The organism is Candidatus Pelagibacter sp., assembly GCF_052049815.1.
In the GTDB taxonomy this organism is placed as follows: domain Bacteria; phylum Pseudomonadota; class Alphaproteobacteria; order Pelagibacterales; family Pelagibacteraceae; genus Pelagibacter.
Genome location: NZ_JBNGZG010000033.1, coordinates 1 through 11,354, shown reverse-complemented (window position 1 = coordinate 11,354; position 11,354 = coordinate 1). Strand labels below are relative to the sequence as shown.

At 29.8% G+C, this 11,354-nt stretch carries 14 protein-coding genes; all 14 read left to right on the top strand.

The genetic code is table 11. From position 1 onward, the window contains the following. Positions 1 to 307: 5-formyltetrahydrofolate cyclo-ligase (locus tag ACTT9D_RS05855; protein WP_440930860.1), on the top strand; the 307-nt coding region annotated here is incomplete at its 5' end. After that, positions 295 to 741, top strand: a complete 447-nt coding sequence (locus ACTT9D_RS05850) for a cell division protein ZapA (protein ID WP_440930859.1) — start codon at positions 295 to 297, stop codon at positions 739 to 741. The genes ACTT9D_RS05855 and ACTT9D_RS05850, both read left to right, overlap by 13 nt. 6 nt (positions 742 to 747) lie before the next feature. Further along, on the top strand, positions 748 to 1,281 hold the full coding sequence (locus ACTT9D_RS05845) for a 5-formyltetrahydrofolate cyclo-ligase (RefSeq protein WP_440930858.1): 534 nt from the start codon (positions 748 to 750) through the stop codon (positions 1,279 to 1,281). After that, positions 1,278 to 2,081, top strand: coding sequence for a TIGR00282 family metallophosphoesterase (locus ACTT9D_RS05840; protein ID WP_440930857.1), 804 nt, complete (start codon positions 1,278 to 1,280; stop codon positions 2,079 to 2,081). The genes ACTT9D_RS05845 and ACTT9D_RS05840 overlap by 4 nt, the downstream gene beginning before the upstream one ends. Positions 2,082 to 2,083: 2 nt before the next feature. Continuing rightward, positions 2,084 to 2,806, top strand: coding sequence for a YebC/PmpR family DNA-binding transcriptional regulator (locus ACTT9D_RS05835; RefSeq protein ID WP_440930856.1), 723 nt, complete (start codon positions 2,084 to 2,086; stop codon positions 2,804 to 2,806). A 3-nt stretch (positions 2,807 to 2,809) separates the two neighbouring features. Then, the gene (locus ACTT9D_RS05830) at positions 2,810 to 3,304 is read left to right on the top strand and encodes a crossover junction endodeoxyribonuclease (RefSeq protein ID WP_440930855.1); all 495 of its coding nucleotides are present in this window, start codon (positions 2,810 to 2,812) and stop codon (positions 3,302 to 3,304) included. Between the two features lie 52 nt (positions 3,305 to 3,356). Beyond that, complete coding sequence (gene tolQ, locus ACTT9D_RS05825) at positions 3,357 to 4,031, top strand: protein TolQ (protein WP_440930854.1); 675 nt, start codon at positions 3,357 to 3,359, stop codon at positions 4,029 to 4,031. A 1-nt stretch (position 4,032) separates the two neighbouring features. After that, positions 4,033 to 4,452, top strand: a complete 420-nt coding sequence (gene tolR, locus ACTT9D_RS05820; RefSeq protein WP_440930853.1) for a protein TolR — start codon at positions 4,033 to 4,035, stop codon at positions 4,450 to 4,452. Positions 4,453 to 4,454: 2 nt separating this feature from the next. Continuing rightward, positions 4,455 to 5,264 carry a cell envelope biogenesis protein TolA gene (locus ACTT9D_RS05815; RefSeq protein WP_440930852.1) on the top strand — a complete coding sequence of 270 codons (810 nt, stop codon included), beginning with the start codon at positions 4,455 to 4,457 and terminating at the stop codon, positions 5,262 to 5,264. Positions 5,265 to 5,273: 9 nt separating this feature from the next. Then, the gene (tolB, locus tag ACTT9D_RS05810) at positions 5,274 to 6,614 is read left to right on the top strand and encodes a Tol-Pal system beta propeller repeat protein TolB (protein ID WP_440930851.1); all 1,341 of its coding nucleotides are present in this window, start codon (positions 5,274 to 5,276) and stop codon (positions 6,612 to 6,614) included. An 88-nt stretch (positions 6,615 to 6,702) separates the two neighbouring features. Then, positions 6,703 to 7,182: a peptidoglycan-associated lipoprotein Pal gene (gene pal, locus ACTT9D_RS05805; protein ID WP_014953641.1), complete on the top strand. Its 480-nt coding sequence runs from the start codon at positions 6,703 to 6,705 to the stop codon at positions 7,180 to 7,182. Between the two features lie 84 nt (positions 7,183 to 7,266). Further along, the gene (ybgF, locus tag ACTT9D_RS05800) at positions 7,267 to 8,253 is read left to right on the top strand and encodes a tol-pal system protein YbgF (protein ID WP_440930850.1); all 987 of its coding nucleotides are present in this window, start codon (positions 7,267 to 7,269) and stop codon (positions 8,251 to 8,253) included. Continuing rightward, positions 8,213 to 9,244: a tRNA lysidine(34) synthetase TilS gene (tilS, locus tag ACTT9D_RS05795; protein WP_440930849.1), complete on the top strand. Its 1,032-nt coding sequence runs from the start codon at positions 8,213 to 8,215 to the stop codon at positions 9,242 to 9,244. The genes ybgF and tilS overlap by 41 nt, the downstream gene beginning before the upstream one ends. A gap of 62 nt (positions 9,245 to 9,306) precedes the next feature. Continuing rightward, positions 9,307 to 11,196, top strand: a complete 1,890-nt coding sequence (gene ftsH / locus ACTT9D_RS05790) for an ATP-dependent zinc metalloprotease FtsH (RefSeq protein WP_014953638.1) — start codon at positions 9,307 to 9,309, stop codon at positions 11,194 to 11,196. The last annotated feature ends 158 nt before the right edge of the window (positions 11,197 to 11,354 follow it).

The following is an 11,354-nucleotide window of genomic DNA, read 5'->3' as shown; positions in this document are numbered from 1 at the left end:
AAAAGAAAAAAAATTAACATCTGCTTTAGAAAAATTAAAAAATATTAAAATTGATGATGCAAAAGAAAATGAACTAGTAAATGAATTAAAAAATAAAAAAAAACAATTAGAAATTGAAAAAACAGAATTAGAGGAAAAATATCAAAATCTTCAAAAAGATCATGAGCAATTAAGCCAAAAATTAAGTGATTTTGAAAAGAGAAATCTTGATAAGAAGTCAAGACAGCAAGAATTTTCAGAAAAAATTGATGAATTAAACCAAGAAACAGATACTTTACTGGAAGAAATAGATAAATGGCAAATGTAAGCATAAAATTTAATGGTAAAGAATTTTTGCTTTCTTGCGATGATGGTCAAGAGGAGCATTTGGAAAATTTGCTCATACAAATTAATCAAAAATTTAATTCTCTTAAAAGTAACCTTGGAAATTTAGGAGAAAATAAACTGCTACTGATAACAGCAATAAAAGTTTTAGATGAATACTATGAAACCAAAAAAAAAATTGAAGATAAAAAAAAAGAATTAAGCGATTTATCAAAAAAATTTAAAGAATTAAAAAACTTAGTTTATGAATACAAAGACAATAAAGAGGATGAAATAAAAAGTCTTAATAATAATCTTGATGAACTTAAGAGAACTATTGATGAGAATCAAAAAAAATATGAACAAGTTTTAGATGCAGCAACCTCAGAAATATCCAGTTTTATTGAAAATATGGATAACAAAAATATTTCTAATTAGCACAAAGTGAATAAATCAGGAATTAGAAAAAAAATCTTAAAGCAAAGAAAAAAAAAATATTTTCAAAATTTTGAAAATCCTAAAATATATAATTTTTTAAAAAAATATAAAAAGAATAAAATTGGCGGATATTTTCCAATCAACTATGAATTTGATTGTTTAGAAATACTTAAAAAATTATCGAAACAAAACTTTCAAATTTCTTTACCGATTATGAAAAAAAGCAACCAAATGGATTTTTTTTCTTGGGATTTTAATCAACCTTTAACAATTAATGATTTTGGAATACCCGAACCAACCAGTTCAAAAATTACTTATCCAGATATTTTTTTGGTACCAATTGTTGGTTTCGATAAAAATCTGTACAGATTAGGTTATGGTGGTGGTTATTATGATCGTTATATCGAAAGAATGAAGAAGATTAAAAATATAATTACTATAGGGCTTTCATTCTCATTCCAGAAAATTGATAAAGTGCCAATAAATAAATTTGATCAAAGATTAGATGCAATCATTACAGAAAGAAATATATTTCAATGAAATTATTGTTCTTAGGTGACCTAGTAGGCATATCAGGGTGTTCAGTTGTGATGAAAAATTTAAAAAAAGAAATTGAAAGACATAAGATAGATTTTGTAGTAGCCAATGGAGAAAACGCTGATAAGTCAGGCGTTGGTCTAACTGAAGAAATATGTAAGGATCTATTTAACTCAGGTGTCAATGTAATAACTACTGGTAATCATGTTTGGGATCAAAAAGAAATAATGAATTATATAGATAAAGAGAATAGATTATTAAGACCAAAAAATTTATTTGAGCCTTCGCCAGGTAAAGGATTTCAAATTTATATTACTAAGGAAGATATTAAAATTGGTGTTTTAAATTTGATGGGAAATGTTTTTATGAAAAAATGTGAAGATGTTTTTGAATGTGCAGATAAATTTTTAAATGAACACAAACTAAAAGATAAATATGATTTTCTAGTTGTAGATTTTCATGGTGAGATTACCAGTGAAAAAAATGCTATTGGTCATTTTTTTGATGGCAATGCCACATTAGTAGTTGGAACACATACCCACATTCCTACCAACGATGCACATATCTTAAATAAAGGAACTGCTTACCAAACAGATGCTGGTATGTGTGGAGATTACAACTCAGTTATTGGCATGAATAAAGAAAATTCAATTAATAGATTTAAAAAAAAAAAATCAGTAAAACATTTTCCAGAAATAGGAGAAGGCACTATGTGTGGAGTTATTGTTGATTGTGATATAAAAACAGGTTTAGCAAAAAATATTTCAAGTTATATTTTTGGAGCAAATTTAAAAAATAGTTAATTATGGCAGGACATTCTCATTGGGCTGGAATTAAACATAAAAAGGGAAAAGCGGACAAGCTTAGAGCCAACTTATTTTCTAAGTTGTCAAAAGAAATTACTGTAGCTGCAAAACTAGGAGATAAGGATCCTGCAATGAATCCAAGATTAAGGTCCGCAATACAAGCTGCAAGATCTGCAAACATGCCAAAAGACAACATAGAGCGAGCAATTGATAAATCTTCAGCTGCAGCTGGTGCAAATTATGAAAATTTAAGATATGAAGGATTTGGTCCTGATAAAATTGCAGTTATTGTAGAAACTTTAACTGATAATAAAAATCGAACAGCATCAAATATTAGAACTATATTTCAAAAAAATGGAGGAAGTTTAGGAACCCAAGGATCAGCTGCTCATAATTTTAATCAACTTGGAGTAATTAAAATTTCTAAGAGCGAGATTGAAGATGATCAGATTTTTGAATTGGCGATAGATGCTGGAGCAGATGAATGTATTTCAAAAGATGCAATTCATGAAATCCATTGCTCAATAAATGAAATTTATAATGTTAAAAAAAAATTAGAAGAAAAGATAAACAATTTTATTTCAACTGAAATTGAATGGTTAGCATTAAATAGCGTAAAAATAACAGGTGAAAAAAAACAAGAAGTAATAGATTTTTTAGAGACCTTAGAAGAAGATGATGATGTACAAAGTGTGTATACAAATGTTATTTTCGAAAATTGATAAATGTTAATTATTGGAATAGATCCTGGTATTTCTGGCGCAATATGCTTTCTTGATAATGGAAAAATAATAAAAGTTATAGAGATGCCAACTATGACTGATGGAAAAAAAAATAAGAAACAAGTAAATGGAGCTCAAATTTATCATGAAATCTTAGAAGGTATTAAAAACTATGATAAAAAAGACATTAAAATAGTTATAGAACAAGTTTCTGCAATGCCAGGACAAGGAGTAACGAGTATGTTTAATTTTGGACAGTCTTTCGGAATATTAAAAGGTATATGTTCTGCTATGCAACTTTCTATGTATTTTGTTAGACCGGCAAAATGGAAGAAGTATTTTAATCTTATAAATTCAGAAAAAGATGCAAGTAGAACAAGAGCAATAGAGATTTTTCCTTACTTTTCATCACAATTATCAAAAAAAAAGGACTCTAACAAAGCCGATGCCATCCTCGTAGCAAGTTTTTTTTACGAAACATACAAATTACCTGAGTAACACTCCAAAAATAAAGTCAAATTCATGACACAATTAAGTGTGAAGTATAATTATGGAAACAGAAATATCGACTCAAGCTGTAGGACTAGCTTCAAGTGCTGACTTTTCATTAATGAATCTGTTTTTAAAAGCAGATATAATAGTTAAATCAGTAATTATAATATTAATAGCATGCTCAATTTATTCTTGGGCAGTTATTTTTGAAAAAATAAAACTCTTTAAAAAAATAAATAGTTCTTCTGACCAATTTGAAGATAAGTTTTGGAAGTCAAAATCTGCAGAAACTTTTTATAATAATTTACCACAAAACATTTCTGACCCTATGGCATTAATTTTTAAAGAGTCTATGCAAGGTATTGTTAAATCAAAATCTAAATCAAACATTAATGAGAGATTAGCAAGTATATTAGAAGCTGGAATAGAAAAACAAACTTCAAAAATTGAAAAAGGATTTACATTTTTAGCAACTGTAGGATCAACAGCTCCTTTTATCGGATTATTTGGAACTGTTTGGGGAATAATGAATTCATTTCAGTCTATAGCAATATCTAGAAATACTAGTCTAGCTATTGTTGCTCCTGGAATAGCAGAAGCATTATTTGCAACTGCTTTAGGATTGCTGGCTGCAATCCCTGCAGTGGTAGCATATAATAAATTTAATAACGATCTGAGAAGATACAGTCAAAAATTAGAGAGTTTTTCAAAAAGATTTATATCTATAATCTAAAATGGGATTTAAATTAAATCGTAAATCTTCAAAAGATCCTATGAGTGAAATTAATGTTACTCCTTTTGTGGACGTAATGTTAGTTCTTTTGATTATCTTTATGGTTACAGCTCCATTATTAACAGTTGGAGTTCAAGTAGATCTACCCGAAAGTTCTGCGGATTCTTTACCAGAGGAACAAGAGCCATTAACTTTAACTATCAATTCTAAAGGTGAAATTTTTATTCAGGAATCAAAAGTGGAATTTGATAAGATTATAGCAAAAGTCTTAGCTGTTTCAAAAAACAGAACTGACACAAGAATCTATGTAAGAGGAGACAAGGCAATCAATTATGGTAGAGTTTTAGAGATCATGGGATTACTTTCTGGGTCAGGCTTTACTAAAGTAGCGCTGATATCTGAGCCTTATAAAGAGAGGTAAAATTGACAAGGAACATATTTCTTTCATCAATTTTTCATTTTTTAATAATTATGATTACTGCATTAAGTTTACCTTTTTTATCAAAAAAACCTGTAGATTTGCCACCAATAGTTTCTGTAGAATTAATTCAAATAACAGACAAGACAAACATACCTTTCGCTCCCAAAGCAAAAAAAACAATTGAAAAGATAAAAGAGAAAGAAGAAAAACTAGTTTCTGAGCAAGCGCCTCCAAAAAAAGTAAAAAAAGATAAACCTGATGCAATTCCAATGCCTGATCAAGAAGTCAAAAAAGTTGAGAAAATTAAAGATGAAAAACAAAATCCAGAAAAAATTGATAATGAAGTAAAACAAGTATCAGAATTTGAAAAAGAAGAATTGTTTGATCCAAATAATATTGCTGCATTAATAGATAAATCAAAAGAAGAATTTGCAGAAACAGAAAAAAAATCAAATAAGATTACTCAAGACCAAGTTGCAAATATAGAAAATACTGGTTTAAGTTTGAGTGAGGAAGATGCATTAAAAGCGCAAATTTTTGGTTGCTGGAGCATACCACTTGGTCTCCCTTACAATGAAAATCTATTAGTTAGAATAAAATTACAATTAAAACCAGATGGTTCAATAATAAGTTCAGAAATTTTAGATCACGCTAGGATGAATAAGCCAGGCCAAGGTTTTTATAAAGTCCTAGCAGAAAGTGCATTAAGAGCTATTAAATTATGCCAACCATTAAGAGTTCCAACTACTGGATACGAGAGGTGGAAAGATTTACAGCTAAATTTTGATGCAAGAGAGATGTTAGAAGGATAGTATATAGATATGTATAAAAAAATATTTTTTTTATTTCTTTTTTTATTCCAAAGCAATGTGTTTGCATTAATAGAAGTTGACATAACTAGAGGAAATTTAAATCCTTTGCCAGTAGCGGTGTCACCCTTATCTATTGATGAAGTTTCAAAAAAAGAATTTGAAAAAATTCTAAAAAAAGAAAATATTGGATCTGAAATATCTTTGATTGTTGAAAAAAATTTAAAAACTTCTGGTTTATTTAATCCACTTAACAAAGATGCGTTTCTTCAAGAGCCTGATATTGCCAACTTAAAACCAAGATTTGAAGATTGGAATTTAATTAAAGCTCAAGCATTGATCACAGGTAAGGTAAGTTTTGTAGATGAAAAACTAAGAGTTGAATTTAGGTTATGGGATGTATTAGCTGGACGAGAAATGATGGCATTAGCATTCACAACAGTTCCTACAAATTGGAGAAGGGTAGGTCATATAATTTCTGACAAGGTTTATCAAAGATTAACTGGAGAAAAAGGATATTTTGATACAAGAATTATTTATGTAGCAGAGGAAGGACCTAAAACTAAAAGAGTAAAAAAATTAGCAATTATGGATCAAGACGGTTCTAATAATAAATTTTTAACATTAGGTAATGAACTTGTATTAACTCCTAGATTCAATCCAAATAGTCAAATGGTAACATATTTATCTTATTTCAGAAATTTACCCAGAGTATATTTGTTAGATATTGAAACTGGAACTCAAGAAGTTGTTGGTGACTTCCCGGGAATGACTTTTGCACCTAGATTTTCTCCTGATGGAAAAAAAATCATCATGAGTTTTGCTAAAGATGGTAACTCAGATATTTATACTATGGATTTAGAAAATAGAATTGTAGATAAAATAACTAATCATCCTTCTATTGATACTTCTCCTTCCTATTCACCAGATGGAAAATATATTTGTTTTAATTCTGATAGAAGTGGTTATCAACAAATTTACATAATGGATAGTAATGGAAAAAATGTAAAAAGAATTTCTTTTGGAAAAGGTTTGTATGGAACGCCAGTTTGGTCACCAAGAGGTGATCTAATTGCTTTCACAAAATTACATAAAGGAAAATTCTATATTGGAGTAATGAGAACTGATGGTACTGGTGAAAGATTATTAACTGAAAATTACTATCAGGAGGCGCCATCATGGTCACCAAACGGAAGAGTGCTAATATTTTATAGAGAAACCAAAACTGATGAAAAGGGCGAGGGATTTTCAGCTAAATTATGGTCAATTGATTTGACAGGATATAATGAAAGACAAGTTGTAACTCAAACAGATGCATCAGACCCATCTTGGTCATCTTTATTAAGTAATTAAATAATATTGCTTGATTTTTTAGCTTGAAACCTCTAATTAATTATGAAAAATTAAGATTTAAGAATTAGTAACTTGATCAAGGAGCAATATGAGATTTAACAAAATTTTAAAAAACGCATTACTTGTGATTTTAGCTTGTTTTGCACTAACAGCTTGTGCAACTAAAAAAGTTTCGACAGGTCAAATGCAGGGAGATGTGTACACAGGAACTGATACTGTAGAGTATTTAGCTTCAGGAGTACCTGACAGAGTATTTTTTGCAACAAACGAGTCAGTTTTAACTACAGCATCTAGAGAAACTCTAAGAAAACAAGCAGCGTGGTTAAGAAAAAATTCTAAAGTAAACATAGTTTTAGAAGGTCATGCTGATGAAAGAGGAACTAGAGAATATAATTTAGCTTTAGGTGAAAGAAGAGCAAATGCAGCTAAAGACTACCTAATGACTTATGGAATATCTTCAGACAGAATTTCTGTATTAAGTTATGGTAAAGAAAGACCAGTAGACTCTGGATCAAATCCTTTAGCTTGGTCAAAAAACAGAAGATCAGTTACTGTCAAAGCTAACTAATTCTAATTTTTTTAAATTTTAGACCCTAAATATTAATTTATTTAGGGTCTTTTTTTTGCCATCATTATAATTAGTAGTTGTCACATGAAGCTTTGTGAAAAAATATTTAAAATAAAATTTTTAATAGTTTTTTCATTGTTATTCTCAATTTCAGTTAAAGCAGACAATCATAATATCTACGAAACTTTAGAATTAATTAAAAAAGATTTAAAAACATTAGAGCGTGCTGTTTATTCTGGATCAAATGAAACTAATAATGATTTTAATTCTTCACAAATATCTGAAGGCAATTCTGAAGATGTTTTAACACGACATTTATTAAAACTATCTGAAATTGAAAGCCAATTTCAAGCTCTTACAAACAAGTTTGAGGAAATAAATTTTAAATTAGATAAATTATCTAGTAGGTTATCAAAAGTACAAGCTGATAATCAAATAAGATTTCAAGACTTAGAAAGTTCATTATCTTCTGGAAATATTATAAGTTCAGTTACAAAAGACACAAACTTAACAGAAGAAACTTTACCAGGAAGTTCACAACCCCAAGATCTTGGTGCAATCTCATATAAAGACAACACAACGAGTGAAACTTCACAACAAATTACTTCAATTGATACTACTGCAACTGTTGTTACGGAAAATTTTCAATCTGAGGAAAAAATTTTACCAGATGAAGTGCCAGAAAAACAATATGAGTTTGCTACAAGCTTCTTAAAAGTTGGTGATTACACCACTGCCGAAAGGGCATTTAGAGAATTTGTTAATACTAATTCAGATCATGAGCTTGCAGGTAATGCTCAATATTGGTACGCAGAAACATTTAGAATTAGACAGCTTTATACTGATGCAGCATCAGCATATCTTGAAGGATACCAAAAATATCCTAAAGGAGAGAAAGCTCCAATTAATTTATTAAAACTAGGCGTCTCCATGGTTCAGATTGGAGAAAAAGATCAAGGTTGTAAAATGATTAATGGTGTTGAGGAACAATATCCAGAGGCAAATCAATCTGTAATTCAAAAAGCAAAATATGAGTCTAAAAAATTTGAGTGTAACAAACAAGACTCATAATCTAATTAATCGAACTTTAAAAAATACAAAATTAAAAAACCTTTTTTTAAGATTTAGTAAAAATCTCAATTTAAATTCTTCATTTGCAGTAGGGGTGTCTGGAGGCCCAGATAGCTTAGCTTTAGCTTATCTATGTAAAGTTTATGCCTTAAAATTTGGTATTAAACAAAAATTTTACATTGTTGATCATAAATTAAGATCTAATTCTACAAAGGAAGCCCAACATGTAAAAAAATTACTAAAAAAAAATTCTATTGAAGCACAAATATTAACTTGGAGAGGTGTTAAACCAAAAAGTAATATTCAGGCAAGAGCTAGAGAAAAAAGATATGATTTGATTACTAAAGAATGCAAAAAAAACAATATCAAACATATTATTATTGGACACCATTTAGAGGATAAATTAGAAAACTTTATTATAAGATTAACACGTGGAAGTGGTTTAAGAGGGTTAGTTTCTTTTAACAAAAAATCATCAATTAGTGACATAATTATAGAACGCCCATTGTTAAATTTTAAAAAGAATGAACTAGTTTTTATAGCTTCCCATGTTTTTAAAGATTTTATTTCTGATCCTTCTAATGAAAATCAAGATTTTAAAAGAGTAAGAATTAGGAATTTTCTAAAAAATTTAAGTTTAGAAGGTTTTGATCAAAATAAATTTAATAAAACAATAGAAAATCTGAGTCACTCAAACACAGCGATTAATGAATTGGTTGAAAAGAATATTTTAATTAATAGTTATTATTCAAGAAAAAGAAAAATAATTTATCTAAATAAAGAATTTTTTAATCAATCTAATGAAATAAAATTTAGATCTTTATCTAAGTGTATAAAAGATTTGGGAGCAAATTATTATTTCGCAAGAGGTAATAAGATACTAAGAATAATTGATTTAATTAATGCTAATAAAACTTTCAAAACATCCCTAGGGGGTTGTATTATCAAAAAAACCAATAATACTGTTATTATCAACAAGGAATTTCGTTAAATTATGTCTTTTAAAGATAATTTGACACTTGTTAATTAGATATTAATTCTTATTTTAATACTATGAATTTCAAAAACATAGCAATGTGGGCAATAATAGTTTTTCTAACTATTGGTCTTTATAATATGTTCAAAAATCCTCAAAGCAACATTAGAGGTGGAAACCAAATTATATTTTCGGATTTTTTAACTTCAGTTGAAAATGGAGAGGTTTTAAAAGTTGAAATACAAGGTAATAACATTAAAGGTGTTTACTCTAATGGAAATAGCTTTTCCACTTACTCTCCTAACGATCCAAATTTAATTGAAAAATTATCTCAGAAAGGAGTAAGCATTTCAGCAGCTCCTCTTGAAGAGAAAATGCCATCATTGTTTGGAGTATTACTGTCGTGGTTCCCAATGTTATTGCTTATAGCCGTTTGGATCTTCTTCATGAGACAGATGCAAGGCGGAAAAGGTGGCGCAATGGGTTTTGGTAGATCTAAAGCTAAAATGATGAATGAGCTCAAAGGTAAAGTAACTTTTAACGATGTTGCTGGTGTTGAGGAGGCTAAAGAAGAAGTTGAAGAAATTGTAGAATTTTTAAAAGATCCAAAAAAATTTAGTAGACTAGGTGGAAAAATTCCAAGGGGCGCACTGCTAGTAGGTCCACCAGGTACTGGTAAAACATTATTAGCAAGAGCGATTGCAGGTGAAGCAGGAGTTCCATTCTTTACAATATCAGGTTCAGACTTTGTTGAGATGTTCGTTGGAGTAGGTGCATCAAGAGTTAGAGATATGTTTGAGCAAGGAAAGAAGAATTCACCTTGCATTATTTTTATTGATGAAATAGATGCTGTTGGAAGAAGTCGGGGAGCAGGTCTTGGAGGAGGAAATGATGAGAGAGAACAAACTCTTAATCAACTTTTAGTAGAAATGGATGGATTTGACACAAATGAAGGTGTTATCATCATTGCAGCAACAAATAGACCTGATGTTTTAGACCCAGCGTTGTTAAGACCAGGTAGGTTTGATCGTCAAGTTGTAGTTTCTAATCCAGATATCATAGGAAGAGAAAAAATTTTGAAAGTTCACGTAAAAAAAATCAAAATGGCACCAGATGTTAACTTAAGAACAATTGCGAGAGGAACTCCAGGGTTTTCAGGTGCAGATCTTGCAAATTTAGTTAACGAAGCAGCTCTTCTTGCAGCTAGAAAAAATAAAAGGATTGTCACTTTAAACGAATTTGAAGAAGCTAAAGATAAAGTGATGATGGGATCTGAAAGAAGATCAATGGTAATGAGTGAGGAAGAAAAGAGACTTACAGCTTACCATGAGGCTGGCCATGCTATAGTTACAATTAATGAAAGTGCAGCATACCCGATACATAAGGCTACTATTATCCCAAGAGGAAGAGCTTTAGGAATGGTAATGCAATTGCCAGAAAGAGATGAGGTATCTCAAACAAGAGAACAATTACACGCACAATTAGCTATTGCAATGGGTGGTAGAGTTGCTGAAGAAATTATTTTTGGTGAAGATAAAGTTACAACAGGTGCAGTTAGTGATATTGAGCAAGCGACAAAAAGAGCTAGAGCGATGGTAATGAGAGCTGGTTTGAGTAAAGAATTGGGCCCAGTTGCATATGGAGAAAATGAAGAAGAAGTATTTCTTGGAAGATCAGTTGCTAGACAACAAAACATGTCAGAGGAAACAGCTAAAAAAGTAGATTCAGAAATAAGGAAAATTGTTGATCAAGGTTATGATAGAGCGAGAAAAGTTTTAACAGATAAAATTGATGATTTACATAAGCTTGCCAAAGCTTTACTAACTTATGAAACATTGTCTGGTGAAGAAATTGAGAACTTAATTAATAAAAACATTTACCCCGCAGACAAACAAGACCTAAAAGTAGACGACGATAAAGGATCCGCATTAAGTTCTATGGGCTTAAAACCTAAAATTGTTCATTAAATTTAATGAGAAGATATTACACTTGTGCGTGTAATTTCTATTTTGGTAAATATTCAAGATTTTTAATTAAAAAAAAAGAAACACTTCCACTTCATGGTCAAAGCGATATATCATTTAGTCTGTCTCTTATACAAATATCCGAGCCCACCAGACGGACT